The sequence below is a fragment of the uncultured Roseobacter sp. genome (genome assembly GCF_947501835.1).
In the GTDB taxonomy this organism is placed as follows: Bacteria; Pseudomonadota; Alphaproteobacteria; order Rhodobacterales; family Rhodobacteraceae; genus Roseobacter.
This window is the reverse complement of the sequence record NZ_CANMXR010000004.1, coordinates 416565-442489: the sequence shown is the minus strand read 5'-3', so window position 1 is coordinate 442489 and position 25925 is coordinate 416565. Positions and strand designations below refer to the sequence as shown.

Here is a 25925-nt window from a genome sequence, read left to right as displayed (position 1 = left end):
CTGAGTTATCCACAGATCGCTGTGGAAAAAACTACTAACCATTGAGGCTTTGAAGTTACGAACTACAATATACAGCATGAGCAAGCAGAATCAATCAATGGCGAAGCAGCAAAAACGCGACCAATCGGTGGTCAACCTGATCAAGCTCTCGGTCGGGTCGGACAATGTGGAAAGCCTGATCGCCTGGCAAGCAACGAAACGTGCGCAGGGCGGCGACGGTTTGCCGCGTCACATCACCCGTATGTGGCCCAAGCGCGAGGCGGAAATTCTCAACGGCGGCTCCATCTATTGGGTCGTGAAGGGCGTTGTGCAGTGTCGTCAGAAAGTGCTTCGCCTTGACGAGGTGATCGGTAACGACGGCATCCGTCGCTGTGCCATCGTGCTGGACCCGGAAGTGATCCGCACCCAGGGTAGCCTCAAGCGTCCGTTTCAGGGCTGGCGTTACCTGCCGGTCAGCGACGCGCCACCGGATTTGCCCAAAGGCCGATCCTCCGAAGAACCGCTACCGGTGGAATTGAACCGGGCGCTCGCAGAAATCGGCGTGCTCTGACAGCTACCCCGACAGCCGCTCGACAAATTCCGAAATTACCCCGCGGTCTGCTTCAGCAACCTCCGCGGTTCGGCTGCGCCACAGCGTAGCCTGCGACCGCAGGATCGGCTCTTCGGTCAGAATCTTCAGGTGATTGGCGCGCAGGGTCTCACCGCTGGAGGTGATATCGGCGATGGCCTCTGCGGTTTCATTGGCCACCGTGCCTTCGGTCGCGCCCTGACTATCGACCAGCGCGTAATCGGCCACCCCGCCATGCCGCAGGTAGTCACGCACGAGGCGGTGGTATTTGGTCGCAATCCGTAGCCGCATGTGGTGCACGCTCCTAAACGCCGTTGCCGCCGCATCCAGATCATCGAGCGTGTCCACATCCACCCAGGCCTGCGGCACCGCCAGAACGAGATCCGCCTGCCCGAACCCCAATTCCGTCATGGATTCGATTTGCTGCTCCCACAGGGGCAGCTTTTCCTGCACAAGATCAGTGCCCGTGACGCCAAAATGAATGCGCCCCGCCGCCAATTCCCGCGGCACCTCGCCTGCTGAAAGCAAGACCAGCGACACACCCTCGATCCCTTCAACGGCCCCGGCATACTCCCGATCCGATCCGGTGCGCGTCAGCACAATCCCGCGCTCGCCAAACCAGTCGAATGTCTTTTCCATCAACCTGCCCTTGGACGGGACAGCCAGCTTGATCGTCATGGCCGCGCCTCCAGTTCCAAGATCAGGCCGGGCCGCAGCACACCGCCAACAGCAGGAATTTCCGTCCCCTGCCCCAGACGCCGGGTCAGCGCATCATAGCGCCCGCCGGTGGCAATGGCGGGCTGGTCGGGGCGCGCCGGATTGAAGAAGCCAAAGACAAACCCGTCGTAGTATTCCATGGATGTCCGCCCGAAATTGGCCTCGAATGATAGGCTTTCGATATCCACACCTCGCGATGCAAGGGCGTCGGCCCGTCTGGAAATACGCTCCACCGCGCTGACAATCGACGACAGATCAACTGCGATGTCGCGCAGGTGCTCCAAGGCAAAGGGGATGGTCTCCCGGACATTCAGGAGGGCGTCCAGCAGGTCGACTTCCCCTGAACTGAGCGATGGTGCCTGTGCATCCGCCCGCAGCCTCTCCATCCGCGCCATGATTTCACTGGCGGAGCGTTTCCCAATCACCGGTGCTTCGATCCGAACATCGGCTTTGGCCAGCAAATCCTGCCGTTCTTGCGACACGGGCACGCGGCCTGCATATCGGTCCAGCAACGCCCGGAACCGGCGCGGCCGCCAGATGTGACGCAAAAGCGCTGCCTTGCGCGGCTCGGTCGTGCGCAACCCCTGCACCGCTGCCATCAAGACGCCAATGTCACCGGTGGCAGCGCGCAAGTTCAATGGCGCGGTCACATCCGAAATCAGGGCAAAGACCTCGGCATCTGCTGCCGCGGGGTCAGCGCGATCAAACACCTCATAGCCCACCTGAACGAACTCGTTGGCCCGGTCGGGATCATGCTCCTGCCGCCGGAAAACCTCGCCAGCATAGGTGTAGCGCGCAGGCTCGGCCCCATGCGCCATGTGCATCTGCACAACCGGCACGGTGAAATCCGGGCGCAGCATCTGCTCGCCGCGCAAGGCATCCGAGGTCACATATGCCCGCGCGCGAATGTCCTCGCCATAGAGGTCAAGCAGGGTGCGTGCTGGCTGAAGGATCGGTGTTTCCACCGGTTGCGCCCCGGCATTTTCGAAATACCGGCGCAGTTCAGCCGCCCGCGCAAGGGTCTCGGCCCGGGTGATCATGGCCCCGCGTCGCCCGCCGCCTGATCATGTTGCGCCAGTATCTCGCGGACTTTCGCGATCAGCTGATCGCGTGGCACCTCAAACTGGCTGGGGCGGTCTTTCCATTCCTCTAATGTCGCGCTTTCGGCAATTTTTGCGCCCAATATCAGATCCTTGATCTGAACGACGCCTTTGGCTTTCTCATCGCCGCCTTCGATCACCGCCGCGGGGCTGCCCCGACGGTCCGCGTATTTCAGCTGGTTACCGAAGTTCTTCGGGTTACCGAGGTAGACTTCCGCGCGGATGCCCGCTTGCCGAAGCTCCGCCACCATGGCCTGATAGTCCGCCATGCGGTCACGGTCCATGACGGTCACGACCACCGGGCCTGCGTCAGCGGCGGTCATCCGTCCTTTGGCCTGCAAGGCAGCAAGCAACCGGTCGACGCCGATGGAAACGCCAGTTGCGGGCACTTCCTGCCCGGTGAAGCGCTTGACGAGATCATCGTAACGCCCGCCGCCCGCGACAGAACCGAAGTTGCGCGTGCGGCCTTTCTCGTCCTGAATGTCGAAGGTCAGTTCCGCCTCGTAGACCGGGCCGGTGTAATAGCCAAGGCCGCGCACGACTGACGGGTCGATGGCGATGCGGTCAGGGCCGTAGCCGGCGGCGGAAAGGAGTGCAGAAATCTCTTCGAGTTCGGCAACGCCTTCTTCTCCAACTTTCGAGTCACTTACAATTTCTTTCAGGTACGCGATTGTGGCTCCAAATCGATACTGCTCGGACTCTGGGTCAGTCGGAACGAAACTTGAGTCACCTTGTTCCGTAACTGTTGAGTAATAGGCCCTTGTAAGGCGACTGTGGGGTTCGCCGCGTTCGATAGTTTCTCCTGCGACGCGCCCCAAGTTCTGCCCAATGCGCTGCTTGGCTTCTGCGAACGATAGTATTGTGTCTACTTGGTTGTCGCTCAGCCCGGCACCTGCCGTGAAATCCCCGCTCTCGTCTTTGCGGCCTTGACCCAGCAGGGCGCGTACACCCTCAACGCCCAATCGGTCCAGTTTGTCGATGGCGCGCAGCACGATGCCACGCTCACGTTCCTTGTCGTCGCCGGAGAGGCCTGCCACTTCGAGGACGCCGTTCAGCACCTTGCGATTGTTCACGCGGATCACGTAGTCACCGCGCGGTATGCCAACCTCTTCGAGGCAATCGGCGAGCATGGCACAAATCTCGGCGTCAGCGGCCACCGAAGGCGCGCCAACCGTATCCGCATCACATTGATAGAATTGGCGGAACCGCCCCGGCCCCGGCTTTTCGTTGCGCCAGACAGGACCCATTGCGTAGCGGCGATAGGGTTTTGGCAGGTCGTTCTGGTGCTGGGCGTAGACGCGCGCCAAAGGCGCTGTCAGATCATAACGCAGCGCCAGCCAATCGCCGGGTTTGTCGCCTTCTGCGTCCTCCTGCCAGGCGAACACACCTTCGTTGGGGCGGTCCACATCGGGCAGGAACTTGCCTAGAGCCTCGACGGTTTCCACCCCGGAGCTTTCAAAGGCATCAAACCCGTAGCGATGATAGACCCCCGCAATCGCGCGCAGCATCTCGGTGCGCTGTGTCACTTCAGCACCGAAATAATCACGGAAACCCTTGGGCGTCTCTGCCTTGGGGCGCGGGGTCTTCTTGGGCTTGGCCATGGATCTACCTTTGGCTTTTGGGTTCGCGCGCGGTCTAGCGGATGGGGCTGGTACAGACAAGGCGGCGATGCGACCTCTTTATCGCATCCACACCGCGTGGTAGGCGCAGGGCGTCAAAAAGGACATCGCCATGGAAAAGCTCGAAGAACAGATTGCGCATTTGACGCGGACCGTCGATGACCTGTCCGATGTGGTTGCCAGACAGGAAGCGGAGATTGCGACCCTGACACGCCGGGTCCACATGCTGATGCAGCGCGAAGGAGAGCGCGAGGCGCAATCCTCAGGGGGCATCGTGGTGGGCGATGAGCGCCCGCCGCATTACTAGAGGTCCTCCACCTCCAGCACACCGGTCAAGGATTTGATCGCCCCCTTGATTTGTGGGTTCACCACAAAGTCCTGCCCCAGTGCGACCTCGACCTCGCCCGGTAGGGTCGGGTCCATCAGGCAAAACTCAACCGGACCACGCCCGGCGGTTTTGACCGCATTCGCCGCGCCTTCAAGCACACTGGCCACGGCCGAAATCGCTTCCGGCGCGTCGACAAAGACCTTGATCCCCATGCTGCCCGCATCTGCTGCCACCGCATCAATGGGCGACACCGACCGCGCCAGCAGCTTCAGCTGATCCGCCTCCAGCGTCACCTCCACCGCCACCACGACTTTGGCACCGGTTTCCAGATGCTCGCGGGATTTTTCCAGCGTTTCAGAAAAGAGCGTGACCTCATAGGCACCGGTTGTGTCGGACATCTGGCAAAACGCGAACCGGTTGCCACGCGCCGATTTGCGCTCCTGCCGCCCGGCAACAACACCCGCCAGTTTTGCGTTCATCGGCCCGCTTTCGGCTTTGGCCATGACCTCATCCAGCGTCAGGATGCCCTTGCGTTTGAGCGGCCCCATATAGTCATCGAGCGGATGGCCGGAGAGGTAAAAGCCCACGGCCTTGAATTCTTCGCTCAGCCGCTCGGCGGGCAACCAATCGTCCACGGGGTGCAGCCGCGGTTCGGGCAGGTCATCGCCTGCCTCGCCGAAAAGCGACACCTGGTTGGAGGCTTTCTGCTCGTGAATGGCCGCAGAATATCCGACCAGCGGATCAAGCGCGCCGAACACACGGCGGCGGTTGGGATCCAACTGATCGAAAGCGCCGGACCGCGCTAGCATCTCCAGCGGACGTTTGCCAACGCGCTTCAAATCCACCCGGCGGGCGAGATCAAAGAGCGTGGTAAAGGGTTTATCCCCCCTGCCGTCCGTGATCAGTTTCATCGCCTCAACACCGACGTTCTTGAGCGCGCCCAATGCATAGACCAGCGCGCCATCGACCACTTTGAACGTGGCATCCGACCGGTTCACGCAGGGCGGCACCCAAGGCAGCTCCAACCGCTTGCGCACCTCCTCAAAATAAACCGCGAGCTTATCCGTGAGGTGGATATCGCAGTTCATCACCCCGGCCATGAATTCCACCGGGTGGTTCGCTTTGAGCCAGGCCGTCTGGTAGCTGACGACCGCATAGGCCGCGGCGTGGGACTTGTTGAAACCGTAGTTGGCGAATTTCTCCAGAAGGTCGAACACTTCGGTGGCCTTTTTCTTGTCCACCCCGTTTTCCTGTGCGCCCTTTTCGAATTTCGGGCGCTCCTTGGCCATCTCCTCCGCAATCTTCTTGCCCATCGCGCGGCGCAGCAGATCCGCGCCGCCCAGGCTGTAGCCCGCCATAACCTGCGCGATCTGCATCACCTGTTCCTGATAAACGATAATCCCTTGCGTTTCTTCGAGAATGTCGTCGATCAGCGGATGGATGGAGGTGCGCTCCTTCAACCCGTTCTTGACCTCGCAATAGGTCGGGATGTTTTCCATCGGGCCAGGCCGGTAGAGCGCCACAAGCGCCACGATGTCCTCGATGCAGGTGGGTTTCATGCGCTTGAGCGCATCCATCATGCCCGAGCTTTCCACCTGAAATACTGCAACCGTCTTGGCGGAGGCATAGAGCTTGAAAGAGGCTTCATCATCCAGCGGGATGGTGCCAATATCGTCTTCCAACCCTTCGGGCGGCTCAAAGAGCTCCGTCCCATCTGCAGCGATGTGCAAATGCCGGCCCGAGGCCTTGATCTGATCCAACGCATTCTGGATCACGGTCAGCGTTTTCAGGCCCAGAAAGTCGAATTTGACCAGCCCGGCCTGCTCCACCCATTTCATGTTGAACTGGGTCGCAGGCATGTCCGAACGCGGGTCCTGATAGAGCGGGACAAGCGCGTCCAGCGGCCTGTCCCCGATCACCACACCCGCCGCATGGGTCGAAGCGTTCCGAAGCAACCCCTCGACCTGTTGACCATATTCCAGAAGCCGCGCAACAACCTCTTCGTTGCGCGCCTCTTCACGCAGGCGGGGCTCGTCGGCCAGCGCCTTTTCGATGGATACAGGTTTGACGCCCTCCACCGGGATCATTTTGGACAATCGGTCCACCTGACCATAGGGCATTTGCAGTACGCGGCCAATATCGCGCACCGCAGCCTTTGACAAAAGCGCACCAAAAGTGATGATTTGCCCAACCTTATCACGGCCATACTTGTCTTGAACATACCGAATGACCTCTTCACGCCGATCCATACAGAAGTCGATATCGAAGTCGGGCATGGATACCCGTTCGGGATTCAGAAACCGCTCAAACAGCAGGTTGTAGCGCAGCGGATCGAGGTCCGTGATGGTCAGCGCATAGGCCACCAGCGAACCCGCACCCGAGCCCCGCCCCGGCCCCACGGGGATGTCATTGTCTTTGGCCCATTTGATGAAATCCGCAACGATCAGGAAGTATCCGGGGAACCCCATCCCCTCGATGATCCCAAGCTCGAAATCGAGCCGCTTTTCATACTCCTCAACGCTGGCCGCATGCGGGATGACCGCCAGCCGGTCCCTGAGGCCCGCATGGGATTGCTGGCGCAGCTCCTCAATCTCATTATCCGCGAATTTCGGCAGGATCGGATCGCGCCGATAGGCCTGAAACGCGCAACGCTTTGCGATTTCAACCGTGTTCTCGATCGCTTCAGGCAGATCGGCAAAAAGTGTCACCATTTCGGTCTGTGATTTGAAATAGTGCTGGGCGGTCAGACGGCGGCGCGCATCCTGCTGATCGACATAGGCGCCTTCGGCAATACAGATCAGCGCGTCATGTGCCTCATACATGTCCGATTTGGGGAAATAGACATCATTTGTCGCCACAAGCGGCACATCCATCGCATAGGCCATCTCGACAAACCCGCGCTCCGTCAAACGCTCCGCTTCCGGCTGGCCCCCCTCGTTCGGGTGACGCTGCAATTCAACATAGAGCCTGTCGGCAAAGACGGATTTCAACCGGTCCATCAGATCCTGTGCCGCGGGGCGTTGCCCGGCCTGCAGCAACTTGCCCACGGGCCCCTCCGGCCCACCGGTCAGGCAGATCACATCCGCCGCATGGGCCTGCAATTCATCCAGCGAAACCTGCGGCAAGGCCCCGCCCTTGTCGATGTAGAGACAGGAGTTGAGCTTCATCAGATTTTCGTACCCGGCCTCTGACTGTGCCAGCAACACCAGTGCGGCAGGCGCGCGGGGCTTCTCACCCGGGCGGGTCTCGACATAAGCAACATCTACCTGGCAGCCGAGGATGGGCTGCAGCCCGGCGCCGGACATCGCAACTGAAAACTCCAGAGCTGCGAACATGTTGTTGGTGTCGGTCAGCGCCAGCGCCGGCATCTGCGCATCGGCGCATAATCCGGGCAGTTTCTTCAGGCGCAGCGCCCCTTCCAGCAGGGAATATTCCGAGTGGCTGCGCAGGTGAATGAATCGGGGGGATGTGCTCATGCGTCAAACCTAGATCAGCCATGTCCGACCCGCCAGTACCAAGAATGGGCCACGCGTAATTTTAGACATTGAGCCTGCTGCGCGCGCCGGGCGGACGCCTTTTCCCTTGCAAATCAACTGCGCACCCGCTTAGCCTCTGGATCGTCCTACTCGTCTGTCGTTCTACGCCGCATCGAACGACGGGCATCAAGAGCCCCTGGTACCGCGGCGGATCTGACCGAATGGAGATAACGTTTCGCCTGAACGGAGAAACAGTGGTGCTGCGAGATGTGGCGCCGACCACCACCTTGCTGGACTGGCTCAGAGAGGCCCGCGGACTGACAGGCACCAAAGAGGGCTGCAATGAGGGTGATTGCGGGGCGTGTTCGGTCATGATCACGGATGCGCACGGTGCCCGGACATTCAATGCCTGTATCTTGTTCCTGCCGCAGTTGAACGGCAAAGCGGTGCGCACCATCGAGGGGATCGCCGCACCAGATGGCGCGCTGCATCCGGTGCAGCAGGCGATGATTGACCATCACGGCAGCCAATGCGGATTTTGCACCCCGGGATTTGTGGTCTCCATGGCCACGGCCCATTTGAACCATCGCAAGGATCATGACACGCAGCTTGCAGGCAACCTGTGCCGCTGCACCGGATATGCCCCGATTGTGCGCGCCGCGGAGGCGGCAGAGGCAGCACCCGTCCCTGATCATATGCGGGATGTGCCGGTCGCAAAATCTAAAAACAAAGGTAGCGATGCCCTCTTCCAACCTGAAACCAGCGATGATCTGGCCACCTGGTATCAGGTCCATCCCGATGCCACCCTGATCGCCGGTGCAACGGATGTCGGTCTTTGGGTGACAAAAGAATTCCGTCCGCTGAGCCCTGTGGCGTTTTTGAACGGATGTGCCGACCTGCGCGGCATCGCGCAGACAGACGACGCCATCCGCATCGGCGCGATGACAACGTTGACTGAACTGGAAGATGCCATTGCCCGGCATCACCCCTCATTCGCCGAGTTGATCCGGCGCTACGGGTCGGTTCAGGTGCGCAATGCCGCCACCATCGGCGGGAATATAGCCAATGGCTCGCCGATTGGTGACGGCCCCCCGGCGCTGATCGCGCTGGCCGCGCGCGTGCACTTGCGGTTGGGAAGTGAGCGGCGGGATATGCCGCTCGAAGACTTCTTTATTGATTATGGCAAGCAGGATCGCCGACCTGGTGAATTCGTCGAAGCCATCACAATCCCGCGCGGCCCGGGCCGCCTGAAGTGCTACAAGCTGTCGAAACGCTATGATCAGGACATCTCCGCCGTTTGCGGATGCTTTTCGATCACCACAGAAAACGGGCGCGTCACTGCGGCCCGTATTGCATTTGGTGGCATGGCCGGCATCCCGAAACGGGCAGCTGGTGCCGAGGCGGCTCTGATCGGCGCGCCCTGGTCTGAGGCGACCGTGCGCGCCGCGATGCGGGCCATGGCATCGGATTTCGAGCCCCTGTCAGACATGCGCGCCAGCGCGACCTACCGGATGAAAACCGCGCAGAACATGCTGCTGAGATATTGGCATGAAGATCAGGGCGTTGCGGCAAATGCGCTTGAGGTGATGCCATGAGCGTGGCCAAGTCCCTGCCCCATGACGCCGCCGCTTTGCACGTAACGGGGGCTGCACGTTACATCGACGATATCCCTGTGCCGAAAGACGCGTTGCATCTGGCGTTTGGCATGTCGCAGGTGGCAGCGGGACAGTTGAAGGGGATGGATCTGACTGCGGTGCGCGATGCCCCCGGTGTGGTTGCCGTTTTGACCGCGTCGGACCTGCCGTTTGACAATGACGTATCGCCGTCGAACCATGATGAACCGCTGCTGGCCACGGACCGCGTGCACTACGTGGGGCAGCCGCTCTTTGTGGTGGCCGCGCGCTCGCATCTGGCCGCAAGACAGGCCGCGCGGCTGGGGCAGATCGACATCACCGAGACACCCGCGATCCTGACCATTGACGATGCGATGGCGCAGAACAGCCGTTTTGAGGACGGCCCCCGTGTCTACACCCGCGGCGATGTCGAGGCGGCCTTGCCGCAAGCATCCCACCGCATCACAGGCCGGTTGCATGCGGGCGGACAGGAGCATTTCTACCTCGAAGGCCAGGCCGCGCTCGCGCTGCCCCAGGAGGGGGGTGATATGGTGGTGATGAGCTCCACCCAGCACCCCACGGAAATCCAGCACAAGGTGGCAGAGGCCCTGGGCAAACCCATGCACGCCGTCCGCGTGGAAACCCGGCGCATGGGCGGTGGGTTTGGCGGCAAGGAAAGTCAGGGCAATGCGCTGGCCGTGGCCTGCGCCGTGGTGGCCGCGCAAACGGGACGCCCCTGCCGGATGCGATATGATCGGGATGACGACATGATCATCACAGGCAAGCGCCATGATTTTCGCATCGACTACACCGTGGGCTTTGATGCCGATGGCAGGATCGAAGGCATTGATTTCACCCATTATGCACGGTGCGGCTGGGCGCAGGATCTGTCGCTGCCAGTGGCGGACCGTGCCATGCTGCACGCCGACAATGCCTATTTCCTGCCCGCCGTGCGCATCACCAGTCACCGGCTGAAAACCAACACTCAAAGTGCAACGGCCTTTCGCGGGTTTGGCGGGCCGCAGGGAATGTTGGGGATCGAGCGGGTCATGGACCATATCGCCACACATCTGGGGTTGGATCCCTTGGCGGTACGGCAGAAAAACTTCTATGCCTTCGGCGAGGATATTTCCGGCCAGAAGAAACGCAACACCACGCCTTACGGTCAGGAGGTCGCGGATTTCGTCCTGCCCGAGATGATCGAACGCCTTGTTGACAGCAGCGACTACGCGGCGCGGCGCGCATCGGCCTTGGACTGGAACGCGCAAAACCCCGTGTTGAAAAAAGGCATCGCGCTGACGCCCGTGAAATTCGGCATCTCCTTTACGCTGACGCATCTCAATCAGGCGGGTGCGCTGGTGCATGTCTATCAGGACGGCTCCATCCATCTGAACCACGGTGGCACCGAGATGGGGCAAGGTCTGTTTCAGAAGGTTGCCCAGGTCGCCGCCGCGAGATTTGGTGTCGATGTGGGGCAGGTGAAAATCACGGCGACGGATACAGGTAAGGTGCCCAACACCTCCGCCACGGCGGCCTCTTCCGGCAGCGATCTCAATGGCATGGCAGTGCAGGCCGCCTGCGACACGATCCGCGCGCGTATGGCCGATCTGCTGGCTGAACGGCATCAGTGCGAGGCCATGGAGGTCCGGTTCGTGGACGGTGAGGTGCTGGTGGCGGGGGCCACCTACAGTTTCGCCGAGGTGGCCCGGATGGCTTATTTCGCGCGTGTCAGCCTGTCGGCGACCGGATTTTACAAGACCCCCAAGCTGGAATGGGACCGGATCAAGGGAGAAGGTCGGCCGTTTTTCTACTTCGCCTATGGCGCGGCGGTCACCGAAGTGGTGGTCGACACGCTCACGGGGGAAAACCGGATCCTGCGCGCCGATATCCTGCATGACGCGGGCGCATCGTTGAACCCCAGCATTGATATTGGCCAGATTGAAGGCGGGTATGTGCAGGGCGCAGGCTGGCTCACAACCGAAGAACTTGTCTGGGACGACGCCGGGCGTTTGCGCACGCATGCGCCCTCGACCTACAAGATCCCGGCCTGTTCTGATCGCCCTGATATTTTCAACGTCGCGCTCTGGGACGGCGAAAATCGCGAGGAAACCGTTTACCGATCCAAGGCGGTGGGCGAGCCGCCGTTGATGCTGGGCATCTCCGCCTATTCGGCCCTATGCGATGCGGTGCAATCCTGTGGTCCACATTATGCCGATCTGCAGACACCCGCCACCGCTGAGGCTGTTCTGACCGGCGTTGAGCGGGCACGGGGGGACATCTGATGTCTTTTGACCGCGCTACATTGATCGAGGCCTGTCGGGCGCATGGCAGGGTGGCGCGTGTGGTGGTCGCCAGCGTCAAAGGCTCCGCGCCGCGCGAAGTGGGGGCGTCCATGCTGGTGTGGCGCGACGGACAATCGGGCACAGTGGGTGGGGGTGCATTGGAGCACGCCTTGACGCAGACGGCACGCCAGCAGCTGGAAACCGGCGCGGATAGCGTAACGCGCCACGCACTTGGCCCCGACATGGGTCAGTGTTGCGGAGGTGCGGTGGAAATGCTGACGGAATATTACGATTTGACGCGCGCGCAGGCGCTGCCGCAGGACATGATCGCCCGCGGCAAAGGGCCGGAACCGCTCAGCGTCACACGGGCACGCAGCCAGTTGCGCAACAGTGGCCAGCGACCAGTACCGGCATATCGCGATGGTTGGATGGTGGAACCCGTCAGCCAGCCCACGCGCGCGATCTGGATTTGGGGGGCGGGGCATGTGGGCCGGGCATTGATTGCTGTTTTGCACCCGCTTCCGGATGTTCAGATCACCTGGGTGGACACGCAAGCCGAACGGTTTCCAGCCGACATGCCCGATGGCGTGACGCAGCTTTGCGCCCAGAAGCCCGCAGATCTGATACCATACGCACCACATGACGCGGAGCATTTGATTGTCACGTTTTCACATGCGTTGGATCTGGAACTGTGCCACCGGCTACTGGGGCATGGGTTCGCCTTTGCAGGCTTGATAGGGTCTGCGACGAAGTGGGCACGGTTTCGCAATCGACTGCGCGGCCTGGGGCATGGGCCTGACCAGATCGCCCGGATCACCTGCCCGATTGGACGACCGACGTTGGGCAAGCATCCGCATGTGATTGCCATTGGCGTCGCCTCCGAGCTAATAGCGGCCCGGCAAGCAAACGCCACCGCATGGGAGACGCGCGCATGACTGCCCTACTGGCTCTGGAGGGGCTGACCAAAGCCTACCCAGGCGTCGTGGCCAATGACACCGTGTCGCTCTCGATTGCACCGGGGGAAGTCCACGCCCTGCTGGGTGAAAATGGCGCGGGGAAATCGACCCTGGTGAAAATGATCTACGGGTTGGTGAAACCGGACCAGGGGACGATGCAGATGCACGGCGCGCCCTATGCACCGCTCGAGCCCCGCGCCGCGCGCGCTGCCGGCGTCGGCATGGTATTTCAGCATTTTTCGCTCTTTGACGCCCTGAGTGTTGCGGAAAACATCGCCTTGGGCATGGAGAATGCGCCAAAACTGCGCGCCCTCTCCGAACAGATCAGAAAGGTGTCCGACACTTACGGGCTGCCGCTTGCGCCCGACCGGATCGTCGGCGATCTGTCCGCGGGTGAGCGCCAGCGGGTCGAGATCATTCGGTGTCTTCTGCAGGATCCCAAGCTGTTGATCATGGATGAACCAACCTCCGTTCTGACCCCGCAGGAGGTGGACATTCTGTTTGAAACACTGCGCAAGCTCAGCGCAGAGGGCACCGCAATTCTGTATATTTCTCATAAGCTTGAGGAAATTCGTGCGCTCTGCGATGCCGCGACCATTCTGCGGTTGGGCAAGGTTGTTGGGGAATGTATTCCGCGCGACACGACGGCACGGGAAATGGCCGAGATGATGGTGGGCAAGGTGCTGAGCACGCCTACCCGTCCAAGCGTCACTCTGGGCGACACACTGCTGGAATTGCGCGGGTTGTCCCAGCCCTCACCCTCGGCCTTCGGGATGCCGTTGCGCGATATCTCCGTGTCTCTGCGCAAGGGCGAGGTGCTGGGCATCGGCGGGGTTGCGGGCAATGGTCAGGATGAATTGCTTGCCGCTCTTTCGGGCGAAATGCGCGCGCCTGAAGGCATGGTTCATCTGAAGGGCGTGGACATTGGCTCTTTGGGTCCCAATGCGCGCCGGATTGCCGGTCTGCTGGCTGCGCCAGAAGAGCGGTTGGGACACGCTGCGGCCCCTGACATGTCGTTGACCGAAAACGCAATGCTGACCGGTGTCGCGCGAGAGGGGCTTGAAAAGAAAGGGTTTCTCAATTGGCCCGCTGCGCGCGGGTTTGCCGATAGGATCATCGAAACCTTCGATGTGCGCACGCCCGGCGCGGGGAATGCAGCGCGTTCGCTGTCCGGCGGTAACCTGCAGAAATTCGTGATCGGGCGGGAAGTGTTGCAGCGCCCGGAGGTGCTGGTGGTCAACCAACCGACCTGGGGGGTGGATGCGTCTGCTGCTGCGGCCATTCGTCAGGCACTGCTGGATCTGGCGACCGATGGGGCCGCGGTGATCGTGATCAGTCAGGATCTCGACGAGTTGATGGAAATCTCCGACCGCTTTGCTGCGCTCAACGAAGGGCGGTTGTCAGAACCTCGCAGCACGGATGGGCTCACGGTGGAAGAGATTGGCCTGCTGATGGGGGGCGCGCATGGGATGGAGGTGGCGCATGTGTAGCCTGTTGCACCAAAAGAGTTTTCTTGCCTTCGGCAAGGATATTTCCGGCCAGAAGAAACGCGGGCCGATCTCATGATCCGGTTGGAGAAGCGGCCACAGCCGAGCCGGTTTTTTGCGTATGTCACCCCTATATTGGCGGTTTTGGCGACATTTCTGTTTGGCGGGCTGTTGTTTGCCGCCCTCGGCAAGGACCCGGTGCAGTCGATCATGACGATTTTCTGGGAACCGCTGTTTGGTGAGTTTGCGTTTTATTACCGCCCCCAATTGCTGATCAAAGGCGCGCCGCTGGTGTTGATCGCAATTGGGCTGAGCCTTGGATTCAAAGCGGGCATCTGGAACATCGGGGCCGAAGGACAATATATCATGGGCGCGCTTTTCGGGGCGGGCATGGGGCTGGCGTTTTATCCAACGGAAAGCGTGCTGATCTTTCCTGCGATGGTTCTGGCAGGTGCCTTTGGCGGGTGGGCCTGGGCGATGATCCCGGCGCTTCTCAAGGTTAAATTCGGGACCAACGAAATCCTGGTCTCCCTGATGCTGGTCTATGTGGCGGAGCAGTTTCTGGCCTCCATGTCATTGGGGTTATTGAAAAACCCCGAAGGTTTTGGGTTTCCCGGCAGTCGCAACCTGCAACAATATGCGTCCGCGCATAATGCCGAGATCATCGCCGGATCGGGCATGCATTGGGGGGTGGTGGCCGCCCTGATCGCCGTGATCTTTGCCTATGTCCTCCTGGCGCGGCACCGACTTGGGTTCGCGGTTCGCGTCACCGGCGAAGCCCCGCGCGCTGCGCGGTTTTCCGGTGTGAACCCCAGCCGTTTGCTGCTCTTTTGTCTGGGCACATCGGGCATGCTTGCGGGTCTTGCCGGGCTGTTTGAGGTTTCAGGGCCGGCGGGTCAGGTCAGCATCGATTTTAATGTCGGATATGGTTTTACCGCGATCATCGTGGCCTTTCTGGGCCGGTTGCACCCCATTGGCATCGTGCTGGCCGGATTGCTGATGGCGCTGACCTACATTGGCGGCGATATCGCGCAGAGCCAGCTTGGCCTGCCCGCCGCCGCCATTCAGGTATTTCAGGGGATGCTGTTGTTTTTCCTTCTGGCGCTCGATCTTTTCACCAACTACCGGCTGCAGTTCGGTCGGACGGAGGCAGCGTAATGGATTTGTCCGTGATCAACCCGATCCTGCTGGTCGCTGCTTTGATGAGCGCGGCCACGCCCATTCTGCTGGCGGCAACCGGTGAATTGGTGGTGGAACGCGCGGGCGTGCTGAACCTTGGGGTCGAGGGGATGATGATCCTCGGCGCCATTTGCGGCTTTGCGATTGCGGTGGAAACCGGCTCGCCGCTCACGGGCTTTATCGCTGCCGCTCTGGGCGGTGCCGTGCTGAGCCTGCTTTTCGCCTTTCTCACGCAGATCACGCTGGCCAATCAGGTCGCGTCAGGGCTTGCGCTCACTCTTTTTGGGCTGGGACTGTCCGCCCTTCTGGGCCAGGGGTATGTGGGGATCAAACCCCCGCGCATGGCCGATTTCAATTTCGGTCCCCTGGCGGATATTCCCGTGATCGGCCCAATCCTGTTTTCGCATGATCCCATTTTGTATTTCGGCCTGCTGCTAGTCGCCATGGTCTGGGCCGTTCTGAAATTCACCCGCGCCGGTCTGGTCCTGCGCGCGGTTGGTGAAAATCACGATGCGGCCCATGCGCTGGGATACAAGGTTGTGCGCATCCGGACGCTAGCGATCATGTTTGGTGGGGCCTGCGCGGGCATGGGCGGCGCCTACATCAGCCTCATTCGCGTCCCGCAATGGACCGAAGGGATGACCGCAGGTGTCGGCTGGATTGCTCTCGCCCTGGTGGTTTTCGCCAGTTGGAAGCCCTGGCGCGTGCTGCTGGGTGCCTATCTTTTTGGCGGGATCACACAATTGCAACTGAATCTGCAAGGCGCTGGCGTTGCCATTCCGGTGGAATATCTGGCAATGTCGCCGTACGTCATAACGATCATTGTGCTCGTCGTCTTATCTGCAGACAAGAGTGCTGCACCCGGCTCTTTGGGCCGAACGTTCCACGCCTCTCACTAGGGGCCAATCAACGCCTCGGATAAGGGGCGGTTCAACATGGGGAAGACCTGAAATGAAAATCAAAACCCTTCTGGCCAGTGCCGCGGTGGCACTCGGCTTGGCCGCTGGCGCCTATGCGGATGGCCATGAGAAGACCAAAGTCGGCTTTGTCTTTGTCGGTCCGATCGGCGACGGTGGCTGGACATATGAACACAACAAGGGCCGTCTGGCGGTTGAAGAAGCCCTGGGCGATGCGGTCGAAACCGTCTACGTCGAGAATGTCGCCGAAGGCCCGGACAGCGAGCGCGTGATGACGCAGATGGCGTTGGACGGTGCCGATCTGATCTTCACCACCTCCTTTGGCTACATGGATCCGACGATCAACATCGCCGCGAAATTCCCGGATGTGAAATTCGAACATGCCACGGGGTACAAACGCTCTGACAATGTCTCGACCTATTCGGCACGTTTCTACGAGGGCCGCGCCATTCAGGGCCACATCGCGGGCAAGATGACCAAGTCGAACATCATCGGCTACATCGCCTCCTACCCGATCCCGGAAGTGATCCGGGGGATCAACGCCGCCTATATCCACGCGGCCAAAGTCAACCCGGATGTCGAGTTCAAGATCATCTGGGCTTATACCTGGTTCGATCCGGCAAAAGAGGCCGATGCGGCCCGCGCGTTGATCGAACAAGGTGCCGACGTGGTGTTGCAGCACACCGATTCCACCGCGCCACAGGCTGCCGCTCAAGAAGCGGGCAATGTGGTGACATTCGGTCAGGCCTCCGACATGGGCCAATACGCGCCCTTCCCGCGCGTCTCCTCGATCATCGATGACTGGGCGCCCTACTACATCGCGCGCACGCAGGCGGTGATCGACGGCACCTGGGAAAGCACCGACACCTGGGACGGCATCGGCGCTGGCATGGTAGCCATCGGCGAGATTTCCGACGCGGTGCCAGCGGATGTGAAAGAGGAAGCGCTGGCGATGAAGGCCGCGATTGCCGATGGCTCCTATCATCCCTTCACCGGCCCACTGAAAAAGCAGGACGGCAGCGACTGGCTGGCGGATGGTGAGGTGGCCGATGACGGCACCCTCGCGGGCATGAACTTCTACGTCGAAGGTCTGACGGGCGAAATCCCGCAGTAGACCGCCACCATTGCGAGAATAGGAAAGCCCCGGAGTACCTTCCGGGGCTTTTTCGTTCCTGCGAACAGTTTCGACAATTCTGCCATCGCCCCAATATCTCTGCGGGCAGGCGCCGATCCGTTCTGTGCCTTGGTGACCGCGCAGGCGGTGTTTGGTAGGCTATGTTCACAAATCACATGTGGAGCAAATGACGCCATGCCGAAGATCACTGGCCGTGAATGGTCCGAGCACGACGGCGCGCCAAACCCGACCTCCGGACAGGATGATGGCCCTTATGCAGAAATTCATCTGGGCGATGCTGTGGGATTAACCCAGGTCGGCGTGCGGCTGGAGCGGCTTCCTCCCGGTTCGCGATCGTCGCATCGCCATTGGCACGAGACCGAAGACGAGTTGATCTATTTGATATCAGGAGAACTCGTGCTGATTGAAGATGAGGAAACCGCCCTCAACGCCGGGGACGCTGCGGGGTGGAAGGCCGGGGAACCGACAGCCCATTGTCTGGAAAACCGTTCGACAAGCGACGCGGTGATGCTGGTTCTGGGCACGCGGGCCGAAGCAGGCGCGGTCCACTATCCTGATCATGATGTGATCAAACGGCATGATAAACACGGGTCAACCTTCACGCGGACTGACGGATCGCCGCTTGTCGGTAAATTCTAGACAGCAGCAAGGTCAGCGTTGCTACAGGTGGTCACAGGTCGCCTGCAAGACATCAATACGAGTATTCCGCGTAGATCCGTGTGAGATCACCGTTCCAGTCGCCGTGGTAGTGGTCGAGCAACTCATCTGCGGGCGCTTTACCCGTCTCGATGCTCTCATGCAGCGCGTTCAGGAAATGCGTCTCGTCGGGCACCATGCCGCCCGCGCCGGGACGGGCGCGCGCCTTGAGGCCTGCGTGACTGATCGCCACGGCCTCCCGCGCGATATCGTGCATTTTGATGCCATTCACTTCCGCTTGCAGCCCGTCCACGGAAGCCGCCACACGCAGCCCTTCGCGGGTCTCAGCATCCCAGCTCTTGGCGATGTCCCAGGCGGCATCAAGCGCGGTTTCGTCATACATCATGCCCACCCAGAACGCGGGCAGCGCACAGAGCCTGCGCCACGGACCACCATCGGCCCCGCGCATTTCAATGTATTTCTTGGTGCGCGCCTCGGGGAAAGCGGTGGTGAGATGGTCCGCCCAGTCCGAAAGCGTCGGGATCTCGCCGGGCAATGCGGGCAACTGGCCCTTGAGAAAATCGCGGAAAGACATGCCCAGCGCGTCAATGTATTTGCCATCGCGATAGACAAAATACATCGGCACATCCAGCGCGTATTGGACCCAGGCCTCGAACCCCATGCCGTCTTCGAACACGAAGGGCAACGTGCCCGTGCGGGCGGCATCAAGATCGCGCCAGACGCGGGACCGCCAGGATTTGTGACCATTCACCTTGCCCTCGAAGAAGGGAGAATTTGCAAAAAGCGCGGTGGCAATAGGTTGAAGGGCGAGCGCCACACGCATCTTCTTGACCATATCCGCCTCGGAGGCGAAGTCGAGGTTGACCTGAACCGTGCAGGTGCGGCGCATCATGACCCGGCCCATCGTGCCCACTTTGGTCATGTATTCGTTCATCAGCTTGTAGCGGCCCTTGGGCATCAGATCCATGTCGTCATGGGTCCAGATCGGCGCGGCCCCCAGCCCAATGAACCCCGCACCGATCTTGTCAGCCACGTCCTGAACTTCGCGCAGATGGGTGTTCACCTCGTCGCAGGTCTCGTGGATCGTCTCCAGCGGCCCACCGCTGAGTTCCAGTTGCCCGCCCGGTTCCAGGCTGATGTTGGCACCATCCTTTTCCAGCCCGATCAGCAGCCCGCCCTCGGTCACCGGCGCCCAGCCGTGCATGTCCCGCAGCCCTTCGAGCATCACCCGGATGGAGCGCTCCCCCTCATAGGGCAGCGGTTTCAGGGTGTCTTTGCAATATCCGAATTTCTCGTGCTCGGTGCCGATGCGCCATTGGTCTTTTGGCTTGCATCCGTCGGCGAGATATTGCGCCAGCTGGTCATGGGATGTGATCGGGCCGCCGCCGGACTGAGGAATGGACATATCGGAGGCTCCGTTCGTTCAACTGATGCGTTTGAACCGTCAGGGATGGGATGATTTTTCCAGGGTGTCAATGCAGAGAAAGGTGTGCATTTTTCGCGGAGGCGCGCTGCCAGATCACGATCTGGTGTTTGCCCTCCTCGTGCAACGCGTGCAGCATCCGTTCCGTGCGCAAGCCCGCAAGCGTCGCAAAGGCATCAAAAAGGGCGTCGGCCCCTTCTGCCGTTACCGGGATCAACAATTCCGGCTGACCGGGCTGCTGCAAACGCCAGTGGGCCGGGTAAAGCGCCTTGTCGAGCGTGAGCTGTGACATCTCTCGCAAGGCAACAGCGCCGCCTGTGAGCGGACCGAAATAGGTGATCTGCCCCTCATCCACACGGACCGATCCGGGCCCATCGCCGCTGCTTCTGAACCGTGCGCGCTGGACGCCCACCCAAATCAGCCCCAGCCCCGCAACGAGCAGGCCAATGGCGGGCAGCGTTAACAATCGACCGGGCCCAAGGAGCCACCACGCCCCAAGCGCGGCAAGGCACATCCCCGCCAAAGCTTCGCGCCAGCGCAAAAGCTGCGCTTTGGCCTCCGGGCGTATCACTGCCAGTCCCCCAACTGATGTTGCCAGAGTGTCAGCGCCGCCACCGCCGCCGTATCGGCGCGGAGAATCCTCGGCCCTAACGAGATGGGATGAGCATGAGCCAGGCGCTGCAGCCGATCCCGCTCTGCCGGGGAAAACCCGCCTTCGGGCCCAATCAGAACCGCCCAGGGGCTCGCCAACGCCGGTAAGGTGGGCTTTGAGGCCACCTTTGCTTCGTCGCAAAACATGATCTGTCGGGATTTGTCCCAATCCGCCAGCAATCGATCAAGCCGGACCATCTCCGCCACATCCGGCACGTAGGTGCCCCCACATTGCTCCGCAGCCTCCACGGCATGGGCCTGCAGCCGGTCCCGCTGGATGCGGCCCGCGTTGGTGAAGTCGGTCTGCACTGGCAAAATACGCGACACGCCCATTTCGACAGATTTTTCCACAATGAAATCAGTGCGTGCCTTCTTGATCGGCGCAAAGATCAGCCACAGATCGGGGGGCATCTGCAGCGGCTTGGTCTGCTCCGAAACCACCAATGTGCCGCCGCGTTTTCCGGCCTCCACGACCTCCGCACGCCATTCGCCGCTCTGCCCGTCAAACAACAGCACCTGAGCGCCGACGCCAAGGCGCATGACACCAAAGAGATAATGCGCCTGCTCCCGCGACACTGGAACAGATTGCCCCTGCCCCAATGCGTGCTCTACATAAAGCCTGATTTTGGCGATCACGTTACGGTCCATGGAGAGATACATATGCAAGACCTCAAGGCAGCACCAGATGGTCAAGTTGCAGATGCGGTAAAAGACAATTGGGTCGATACGACGGCGCCCGCGTGGACACGCCCTTACCTGCGCCTCAGCCGGGCGGACCGACCGATTGGCACATGGCTGCTGCTGCTGCCCTGCTGGTGGGGTCTGACGCTCGCGATGCTGCACGACCAGCAGGCGAGCTGGCATGATCTGTGGATTGCGGTGGGCTGCGGGTTCGGCGCCTGGCTGATGCGCGGCGCCGGATGCACCTGGAATGACATCACCGACCGCGACTTCGACGGCAGCGTGGGCCGAACACGCTCACGCCCCATCCCCTCCGGTCAGGTGAGCGTGCGCGGGGCCGTGATCTGGATGTGCCTACAATCGCTGCTGGCCTTCGGCATTCTGCTGACTTTCAACTTGGCCGCCATTGCCCTGGGCATTCTGGCCCTGCTGCCGGTGGCGATCTACCCTTTTGCCAAGCGATTTACATGGTGGCCGCAGGTGTTTCTGGGGCTGGCCTTCAACTGGGGCGCATTGCTGGCCTGGACCGCCCATAGCGGCGCATTGCAAGCGCCTGCGGTTGTCCTCTACCTCGCGGGGATCGCGTGGACACTGTTTTACGACACGATCTATGCGCATCAGGACACCGAAGACGACGCATTGATCGGCATAAAGTCCACCGCGCGCCTCTTTGGCGACAAGAGCCCGGCGTGGCTGCGGCGTTTTCTGATGGCCACTGTGGGGCTGATGGGGCTTGCAGTCATCTTCACCGCGCTGCCACAGGCGAACGTCATGGCCATGGTGCTGGTGCTGGCCGGTCCCTGGGCCATGGGCTGGCACATGGCCTGGCAGCTGCGCGGTCTGGACATCGAAGACAATGCGAAACTGCTGCAGCTTTTCCGCGCCAACCGGGATACAGGCATGATCCCGCTGTTCTTTTTTGTGGCAGCGCTTGTGGTGTGATTGAATCCACACCTCAGGGGGCGTATCACGTGGGGGACTCGGTTTCAGCCACAGGGTGACATGCGCCTGTCCTACTACACAATGATCGCTTCTGCCTTTGTTGCCGCCGCTGCGGTATCTCTGGTTGCAGCCAATTCCTCTGTGCAACTGATTGAGGATTCCTCCGAAATCGGCGTGCGGACCGCCCTGGATGAAAACAGCCTGATCTGGGCCGAGGTCGAGGCGGACGGGCTGCGTGTCGCCCTGGCCGGAACCGCGCCAACCGAGGCGCTGCGCTTTCAGGCGCTGAGCGTGGCGGGGTCGGTTGTGGATGCCGCGCGCGTGATTGACCTGATGGAAGTCGAGGCGGTTGCGGCCATTCCCCCCCCGCGGTTTTCAGCAGAAGTGCTGCGCAACACCGCCGGGCTGTCGATCATTGGCCTGATCCCCGAAGCGACGGATCGGGAGGCGCTGGTGGAAGGCTTCAGCGCGATGAGCGACCTGCCGGTCACTGACCTGCTGGAAACCGCCGACTATCCTCCCCCAAGCGGCTGGGAAGATGCGCTGGCCTTTGCCATCGGCGCGATTGAAGATTTGCCGCGTGCAAAGGTGTCCGTCACCGCCGGGCGCGTGGAAATCACCGCCATCGCCGACAGCGCCGAGGCCAAGGCCGAGATGGAACAAACCCTGATCCGCTCCGCCCCGCCAGCGTTGCGCCTCTCGCTGAACATCACGGCACCGCGCCCGGTGATCACGCCCTTTACCCTGCGCTTTGTCATGGACGAGGCGGGGGCTCGTTTCGATGCCTGCTCGGCGGATACCGATGCCAGCCAGCGACGCATTCTCACTGCCGCCTTCGAGGCCGGATTGACCGGCCCCGGTCGCTGCACGATCGGCATGGGCGTGCCATCGGCGAACTGGGCAGAAGCCGTCGAAAGGGCCATCGCCGCGCTGGCCGAATTGGGCGCAGGCAGCATCACCTTTTCAAACGCGGATGTAACCCTTGTGGCTGCGGAAGGCACCGACCAACGCCTGTTTGACCGCGTGACCGGAGAGTTGGAGACCGGTTTGCCGGATGTCTTTGCGCTCTTTCCGATCCTGCCGGAAACGCCGGATCCTGCGATTGGACCACCCGAATTCGTTGCAACGCTGAGCCCGGAAGGTCAGGTGCAATTGCGCGGTCGGATTTCGGATGAAAAAATGCGCGAGGTCGCGGACAGTTTTGCACGGGCCAAGTTTGGTTCTGAAAACGTCTATACCGCCGCGCGCGTTGTCCCTGATTTGCCCGCCGATTGGTCCGCCCGCGTGCTGACAGGCATTCAGGCGCTGGCTTTCCTCAACAACGGCGCCGTGACCGTGACCCCGGATGCCATTACGCTGAATGGCAAGTCGGGCAATCAGAATGCCAGTGCGATTGTCGCCCAGTTGATGGCCAGTAAACTGGGTCAGGACAGCACCTTCGAGATCGACATCCGCTACGTCGAAGAGCTGGATCCCGTCGCCTCGATACCAACACCGGAAGAATGCGAAGTCGCCATTGCCGATATTATCTCGCAGGCCAAGATCGTATTCGAGCCGGGAAGCGCCACCATCGATGCCACAGCGCTGTCCACAATGGACAGCATCGCCGAGGTGTTGCAGGAGTGCGGCGACATGCGGCTCGAAGTGCAAGGCCATACGGATAGCCAGGGCCGCGAGGAGATGAACCTTGCCCTCAGCCAGGCGCGGGCTGAATCGGTGCTGAACGAATTGCGCGCGCGGCGGGTTTTGACCGGATCCTTCGTCGCGAAGGGCTACGGCGAAGCCCGGCCTATCGCGGAAAACGACAGCGAAGACGGGCGCGAAGCCAACCGGCGCATCGAATTCCGCCTGATCCGGCCGGAACCATCTATCCCCGAAGGTGAATCAGCACTGGAAAGCGTCGCAGAATCCAGTGATATAGGGACGCAGGGTGACGGCGCGGACGCCGAGGCGGAAGGAAACAGCGATGAGTAGGACAGAGTTTGTCATTGCGACCGCGATCATCCTGTTTGTCGCCTTCTGTCTGGGATGGTTCGCAAACTGGATCGTGCATCGGTTCACCCGCGTTGCTGCAGATGACGTCGCACAGCTGGACCGCATGAGCCAGGAGTTGCACGAGGCCGAGGAGACACGGGATCAGGCGATCACCTACCTGCAACAACGCGAAGCGGAACTGACAAACCAGCTGGCGCAGACCGAGGCCGAGCTAAGGGCCGCAATGGATGGCCTGCGCGACGCGCGCCACGAGGCCGAAGAGCTGCGCGCGCACATTGATCGGCAGCGCGCAGGCTAGCTACATCACGGTAAGATGCGCGCATTGCGCCAGATGGCCGACACGTTGGGATGTGCTGCCCAAAACCATCGCAGTCAGATTGCCCAAGCCCCGCCGCCCGGTCACGATCAGGTCTGACCCCGCCTTATTTGCGTGATCCAAGAGGGATTGCGCGGGGTCGCCTTCGCCAACTTCGGTGGTGACCTTCGTCTGGCCGGCCTCAGCGGTGATTTTCTTGGCCTGATCCAGCAGTTTCTGTGCACTTTCAGCCACTTCTTCGTGCGACGGCATGGTTGTCGCCACGTGATACCCCGCCACGGCCCCCATCGCGAAAGCCACCGTTTCAGGCTTTGGCGTGTGCACAATATGGATTTCGGAATCGTAATTTGCGGCAAGATCACACGCCAGGCGCAGTGCATTTTCCGACGGACCAGATCCATCGAAACCGACTGTAATTGTCTTGAACATTCAACTGTCTCCTCTGTTGTCATTTGATGACTTCAGAGTAGCAATCGCGCCCGATCACCGCCTTGATACACGTCAATAGGCCGGGTTGGCGCCTGTCACCAGCGGCTCAGCGCGTCCTCATCCTCGTCACGTGCCGCGACCCAGGAGGCGCCTTTTTCGGTCACCTCCCGTTTCCAAAAAGGCGCACGGGATTTCAGGTAGTCCATCAGGAATTCCGCAGCTTCAAAGGCGTCCTTTCGGTGCCGGGCGGCGGTTGCGACCATCATGATCATCTCACCCGGCACCAGCCGCCCGTATCTGTGGATCACCAGCGCATCTCCCAAAGACCAGCGCGCCAGCGCCTCTTTGGCAATGTCGGTCAATGCCGCTTCGGTCATGCCCGGATAGTGCTCGATCTCCATGGCGTGCAGGGCTTCGTCCCCGGTATCACGCACCACCCCGGTGAAGCTGACCACGGCGCCGACGTCCTTGCGACCCTTTGCAAAGGCGTTGACCTCCTGCCCCGGATCAAATGGCGCTTCCTGAACCGAAACGCGCATGCCTTAGCCCCCTGTCATCGGCGGGAAAAACGCAACCTCTCGCACACCGTCCAACTTGGCGTCAAAATCGCTCAATTCCTGATCAAGTGCCACGCGCAAGGCGGACCGATCCGCAAAGGCCATCGCATAGCGATCCTCCCGCGCAACCAGTTCATCCACCAGATCAGAGACGGTTTGCGCCGAGGTGTCCAGCTTCTCGCGGGGCAGCCCGATGCGTTCGCGCACCCAGGCAAAATACAGTACATCCATCAACGATCATCCTTCAGATAAGGCAGTGACTTCGCAAAGTAATCCAAGCCCGTAATCAGCGTCAACGTCGCGGCGACCCACAAGAGCACCAGGCCAGAACTGCCCGCCCATTCCATCGCAGCATGTTTCCAGCGCAGACCTTGCAGGTCCGGCTCCGTGCCCGCGAAAATCGCGTTCACCATGGTCTGATCCATGCCGTAGGCCGACATCCCCAGATAATGCTCGAAAACACCGTGTGAAAACAGCACGGCAATGGCAACCATCTGGCAGGTGGTTTTCCACTTCGCCAGTTTGGTGACCTTCAGCGTGCCTGCTGTGTCGCCCAAGAATTCACGCAATCCCGAGACAAAGACCTCACGAAAGAGGATCACCGTCGCGGGCAGCACCAGCCAGGGTGACCAACTGGAAAACCCGATAATGACCATCAACGCGATCACCACCATCGCCTTATCCGCAATCGGATCCAGCATCGCGCCGAGTTTTGTCTCCTGTTTCCAGGCCCGCGCAAGATAGCCGTCAAACCAGTCGGTGATCGCGGCTGAGACGAAAAGCACCAGCGCAAACCAATCCGCATAAGGTCTTGTGAAATATAAAAACATGACCGCAACCATAGGGGCTGCAATCAGGCGGATGATGGTCAGCAGGTTGGGCAACGTCAAAGTCATG

The 25925-nt window shown here is 60.9% G+C and carries 24 protein-coding genes; 13 read left to right on the top strand and 11 right to left on the bottom strand.

From position 1 onward, the window contains the following. The first annotated feature begins 97 nt into the window (after positions 1 to 97). Positions 98 to 550 (top strand): DUF1489 domain-containing protein, encoded by a 453-nt coding sequence (locus tag Q1A20_RS11130; RefSeq protein ID WP_299499888.1) that lies wholly within the window; start codon positions 98 to 100, stop codon positions 548 to 550. A 3-nt stretch (positions 551 to 553) separates the two neighbouring features. On the opposite strand, the gene hisG is transcribed toward Q1A20_RS11130, so the two are convergent. Genes hisG through hisS form a run of 3 tightly spaced genes read right to left on the bottom strand, consistent with a single transcriptional unit; the run spans position 554 to position 3986 of the window. Further along, on the bottom strand, positions 554 to 1246 hold the full coding sequence (hisG, locus tag Q1A20_RS11125; RefSeq protein ID WP_299407623.1) for an ATP phosphoribosyltransferase: 693 nt from the start codon (positions 1244 to 1246) through the stop codon (positions 554 to 556). Then, positions 1243 to 2325, bottom strand: a complete 1083-nt coding sequence (locus Q1A20_RS11120) for an ATP phosphoribosyltransferase regulatory subunit (RefSeq protein WP_299407620.1) — start codon at positions 2323 to 2325, stop codon at positions 1243 to 1245. Before Q1A20_RS11120 ends, hisG begins: the two co-directional genes overlap by 4 nt. Beyond that, positions 2322 to 3986: a histidine--tRNA ligase gene (gene hisS, locus Q1A20_RS11115; protein WP_299407617.1), complete on the bottom strand. Its 1665-nt coding sequence runs from the start codon at positions 3984 to 3986 to the stop codon at positions 2322 to 2324. The genes Q1A20_RS11120 and hisS overlap by 4 nt, the downstream gene beginning before the upstream one ends. 130 nt (positions 3987 to 4116) lie before the next feature. Here hisS and Q1A20_RS11110 point away from each other — a divergent pair, with 130 nt between their 5' ends. After that, on the top strand, positions 4117 to 4311 hold the full coding sequence (locus Q1A20_RS11110; protein WP_298973443.1) for a SlyX family protein: 195 nt from the start codon (positions 4117 to 4119) through the stop codon (positions 4309 to 4311). Here the strand turns inward: Q1A20_RS11110 and dnaE are convergent. Further along, positions 4308 to 7808: a DNA polymerase III subunit alpha gene (gene dnaE, locus Q1A20_RS11105; protein ID WP_299916958.1), complete on the bottom strand. Its 3501-nt coding sequence runs from the start codon at positions 7806 to 7808 to the stop codon at positions 4308 to 4310. The genes Q1A20_RS11110 and dnaE overlap by 4 nt on opposite strands. A 221-nt stretch (positions 7809 to 8029) precedes the next feature. Here dnaE and xdhA point away from each other — a divergent pair, with 221 nt between their 5' ends. From xdhA to Q1A20_RS11065, 8 genes are all read left to right on the top strand, one after another. Then, entirely contained in the window at positions 8030 to 9403 is a 1374-nt protein-coding gene (xdhA, locus tag Q1A20_RS11100) for a xanthine dehydrogenase small subunit (protein WP_299407610.1), read from the top strand. Beyond that, the gene (xdhB, locus tag Q1A20_RS11095) at positions 9400 to 11703 is read left to right on the top strand and encodes a xanthine dehydrogenase molybdopterin binding subunit (protein ID WP_299916957.1); all 2304 of its coding nucleotides are present in this window, start codon (positions 9400 to 9402) and stop codon (positions 11701 to 11703) included. Before xdhA ends, xdhB begins: the two co-directional genes overlap by 4 nt. Further along, positions 11703 to 12638 (top strand): xanthine dehydrogenase accessory protein XdhC, encoded by a 936-nt coding sequence (gene xdhC / locus Q1A20_RS11090; protein ID WP_299739680.1) that lies wholly within the window; start codon positions 11703 to 11705, stop codon positions 12636 to 12638. The genes xdhB and xdhC overlap by 1 nt, the downstream gene beginning before the upstream one ends. Next, entirely contained in the window at positions 12635 to 14149 is a 1515-nt protein-coding gene (locus tag Q1A20_RS11085) for an ABC transporter ATP-binding protein (RefSeq protein WP_299916956.1), read from the top strand. The genes xdhC and Q1A20_RS11085 overlap by 4 nt, the downstream gene beginning before the upstream one ends. Positions 14150 to 14221: 72 nt before the next feature. Beyond that, on the top strand, positions 14222 to 15304 hold the full coding sequence (locus Q1A20_RS11080) for an ABC transporter permease (protein WP_299739676.1): 1083 nt from the start codon (positions 14222 to 14224) through the stop codon (positions 15302 to 15304). Beyond that, positions 15304 to 16224 carry an ABC transporter permease gene (locus tag Q1A20_RS11075; RefSeq protein WP_299916955.1) on the top strand — a complete coding sequence of 307 codons (921 nt, stop codon included), beginning with the start codon at positions 15304 to 15306 and terminating at the stop codon, positions 16222 to 16224. The genes Q1A20_RS11080 and Q1A20_RS11075 overlap by 1 nt, the downstream gene beginning before the upstream one ends. A gap of 52 nt (positions 16225 to 16276) precedes the next feature. After that, positions 16277 to 17356: a BMP family ABC transporter substrate-binding protein gene (locus tag Q1A20_RS11070; protein WP_298973423.1), complete on the top strand. Its 1080-nt coding sequence runs from the start codon at positions 16277 to 16279 to the stop codon at positions 17354 to 17356. Between the two features lie 195 nt (positions 17357 to 17551). Then, complete coding sequence (locus Q1A20_RS11065) at positions 17552 to 18016, top strand: cupin domain-containing protein (RefSeq protein WP_299916954.1); 465 nt, start codon at positions 17552 to 17554, stop codon at positions 18014 to 18016. A gap of 52 nt (positions 18017 to 18068) precedes the next feature. Here Q1A20_RS11065 and Q1A20_RS11060 read toward each other — a convergent pair whose 3' ends face one another. The 3 genes from Q1A20_RS11060 to Q1A20_RS11050 form a co-directional block, all read right to left on the bottom strand. Further along, complete coding sequence (locus Q1A20_RS11060; RefSeq protein WP_299407595.1) at positions 18069 to 19439, bottom strand: glutamate--cysteine ligase; 1371 nt, start codon at positions 19437 to 19439, stop codon at positions 18069 to 18071. 67 nt (positions 19440 to 19506) lie between these two features. Beyond that, positions 19507 to 20034, bottom strand: coding sequence for a hypothetical protein (locus Q1A20_RS11055; protein ID WP_299407715.1), 528 nt, complete (start codon positions 20032 to 20034; stop codon positions 19507 to 19509). Beyond that, the gene (locus Q1A20_RS11050; RefSeq protein WP_299407712.1) at positions 20025 to 20744 is read right to left on the bottom strand and encodes a 16S rRNA (uracil(1498)-N(3))-methyltransferase; all 720 of its coding nucleotides are present in this window, start codon (positions 20742 to 20744) and stop codon (positions 20025 to 20027) included. Before Q1A20_RS11050 ends, Q1A20_RS11055 begins: the two co-directional genes overlap by 10 nt. Positions 20745 to 20768: 24 nt before the next feature. Between Q1A20_RS11050 and ubiA the strand changes: the two genes are divergently transcribed. The 3 genes from ubiA to Q1A20_RS11035 are packed head-to-tail and all read left to right on the top strand — an operon-like array spanning position 20769 to position 24024. Further along, entirely contained in the window at positions 20769 to 21731 is a 963-nt protein-coding gene (gene ubiA / locus Q1A20_RS11045) for a 4-hydroxybenzoate octaprenyltransferase (RefSeq protein ID WP_299407592.1), read from the top strand. 60 nt (positions 21732 to 21791) lie between these two features. Further along, the gene (locus Q1A20_RS11040) at positions 21792 to 23705 is read left to right on the top strand and encodes an OmpA family protein (protein ID WP_299916953.1); all 1914 of its coding nucleotides are present in this window, start codon (positions 21792 to 21794) and stop codon (positions 23703 to 23705) included. Continuing rightward, positions 23698 to 24024 (top strand): hypothetical protein, encoded by a 327-nt coding sequence (locus Q1A20_RS11035; protein ID WP_298973405.1) that lies wholly within the window; start codon positions 23698 to 23700, stop codon positions 24022 to 24024. Before Q1A20_RS11040 ends, Q1A20_RS11035 begins: the two co-directional genes overlap by 8 nt. On the opposite strand, the gene Q1A20_RS11030 is transcribed toward Q1A20_RS11035, so the two are convergent. From Q1A20_RS11030 to pgsA, 4 genes are all read right to left on the bottom strand, one after another. Beyond that, on the bottom strand, positions 24025 to 24471 hold the full coding sequence (locus Q1A20_RS11030) for a universal stress protein (RefSeq protein ID WP_298973403.1): 447 nt from the start codon (positions 24469 to 24471) through the stop codon (positions 24025 to 24027). Between the two features lie 95 nt (positions 24472 to 24566). Further along, positions 24567 to 25010 (bottom strand): molybdenum cofactor biosynthesis protein MoaE, encoded by a 444-nt coding sequence (locus Q1A20_RS11025; RefSeq protein WP_299407588.1) that lies wholly within the window; start codon positions 25008 to 25010, stop codon positions 24567 to 24569. Between the two features lie 3 nt (positions 25011 to 25013). Further along, entirely contained in the window at positions 25014 to 25259 is a 246-nt protein-coding gene (gene moaD, locus Q1A20_RS11020) for a molybdopterin converting factor subunit 1 (RefSeq protein WP_299407586.1), read from the bottom strand. Continuing rightward, positions 25259 to 25924 (bottom strand): CDP-diacylglycerol--glycerol-3-phosphate 3-phosphatidyltransferase, encoded by a 666-nt coding sequence (pgsA, locus tag Q1A20_RS11015; RefSeq protein ID WP_299407584.1) that lies wholly within the window; start codon positions 25922 to 25924, stop codon positions 25259 to 25261. Before pgsA ends, moaD begins: the two co-directional genes overlap by 1 nt. Between the last annotated feature and the right edge of the window lies 1 nt (position 25925).

What these genes read in the sequence shown, in the direction of transcription:
- Q1A20_RS11085 (WP_299916956.1), top strand. Translation starts at nt 12,635, where the DNA reads ATGACTGCCCTACTGGCTCTGGAGGGGCTGACCAAAGCCTACCCAGGC.
- Q1A20_RS11030 (WP_298973403.1), bottom strand. Translation starts at nt 24,471, where the DNA reads ATGTTCAAGACAATTACAGTCGGTTTCGATGGATCTGGTCCGTCGGAA.
- Q1A20_RS11065 (WP_299916954.1), top strand. Translation starts at nt 17,552, where the DNA reads ATGCCGAAGATCACTGGCCGTGAATGGTCCGAGCACGACGGCGCGCCA.
- Q1A20_RS11110 (WP_298973443.1), top strand. Translation starts at nt 4,117, where the DNA reads ATGGAAAAGCTCGAAGAACAGATTGCGCATTTGACGCGGACCGTCGAT.
- Q1A20_RS11060 (WP_299407595.1), bottom strand. Translation starts at nt 19,439, where the DNA reads ATGTCCATTCCTCAGTCCGGCGGCGGCCCGATCACATCCCATGACCAG.
- xdhC (WP_299739680.1), top strand. Translation starts at nt 11,703, where the DNA reads ATGTCTTTTGACCGCGCTACATTGATCGAGGCCTGTCGGGCGCATGGC.
- hisS (WP_299407617.1), bottom strand. Translation starts at nt 3,986, where the DNA reads ATGGCCAAGCCCAAGAAGACCCCGCGCCCCAAGGCAGAGACGCCCAAG.
- hisG (WP_299407623.1), bottom strand. Translation starts at nt 1,246, where the DNA reads ATGACGATCAAGCTGGCTGTCCCGTCCAAGGGCAGGTTGATGGAAAAG.
- ubiA (WP_299407592.1), top strand. Translation starts at nt 20,769, where the DNA reads ATGCAAGACCTCAAGGCAGCACCAGATGGTCAAGTTGCAGATGCGGTA.
- pgsA (WP_299407584.1), bottom strand. Translation starts at nt 25,924, where the DNA reads ATGACTTTGACGTTGCCCAACCTGCTGACCATCATCCGCCTGATTGCA.
- Q1A20_RS11070 (WP_298973423.1), top strand. Translation starts at nt 16,277, where the DNA reads ATGAAAATCAAAACCCTTCTGGCCAGTGCCGCGGTGGCACTCGGCTTG.
- Q1A20_RS11130 (WP_299499888.1), top strand. Translation starts at nt 98, where the DNA reads ATGGCGAAGCAGCAAAAACGCGACCAATCGGTGGTCAACCTGATCAAG.
- Q1A20_RS11040 (WP_299916953.1), top strand. Translation starts at nt 21,792, where the DNA reads ATGCGCCTGTCCTACTACACAATGATCGCTTCTGCCTTTGTTGCCGCC.
- Q1A20_RS11035 (WP_298973405.1), top strand. Translation starts at nt 23,698, where the DNA reads ATGAGTAGGACAGAGTTTGTCATTGCGACCGCGATCATCCTGTTTGTC.
- dnaE (WP_299916958.1), bottom strand. Translation starts at nt 7,808, where the DNA reads ATGAGCACATCCCCCCGATTCATTCACCTGCGCAGCCACTCGGAATAT.
- Q1A20_RS11120 (WP_299407620.1), bottom strand. Translation starts at nt 2,325, where the DNA reads ATGATCACCCGGGCCGAGACCCTTGCGCGGGCGGCTGAACTGCGCCGG.
- Q1A20_RS11025 (WP_299407588.1), bottom strand. Translation starts at nt 25,010, where the DNA reads ATGCGCGTTTCGGTTCAGGAAGCGCCATTTGATCCGGGGCAGGAGGTC.
- Q1A20_RS11075 (WP_299916955.1), top strand. Translation starts at nt 15,304, where the DNA reads ATGGATTTGTCCGTGATCAACCCGATCCTGCTGGTCGCTGCTTTGATG.
- moaD (WP_299407586.1), bottom strand. Translation starts at nt 25,259, where the DNA reads ATGGATGTACTGTATTTTGCCTGGGTGCGCGAACGCATCGGGCTGCCC.
- Q1A20_RS11080 (WP_299739676.1), top strand. Translation starts at nt 14,222, where the DNA reads ATGATCCGGTTGGAGAAGCGGCCACAGCCGAGCCGGTTTTTTGCGTAT.
- xdhB (WP_299916957.1), top strand. Translation starts at nt 9,400, where the DNA reads ATGAGCGTGGCCAAGTCCCTGCCCCATGACGCCGCCGCTTTGCACGTA.
- xdhA (WP_299407610.1), top strand. Translation starts at nt 8,030, where the DNA reads ATGGAGATAACGTTTCGCCTGAACGGAGAAACAGTGGTGCTGCGAGAT.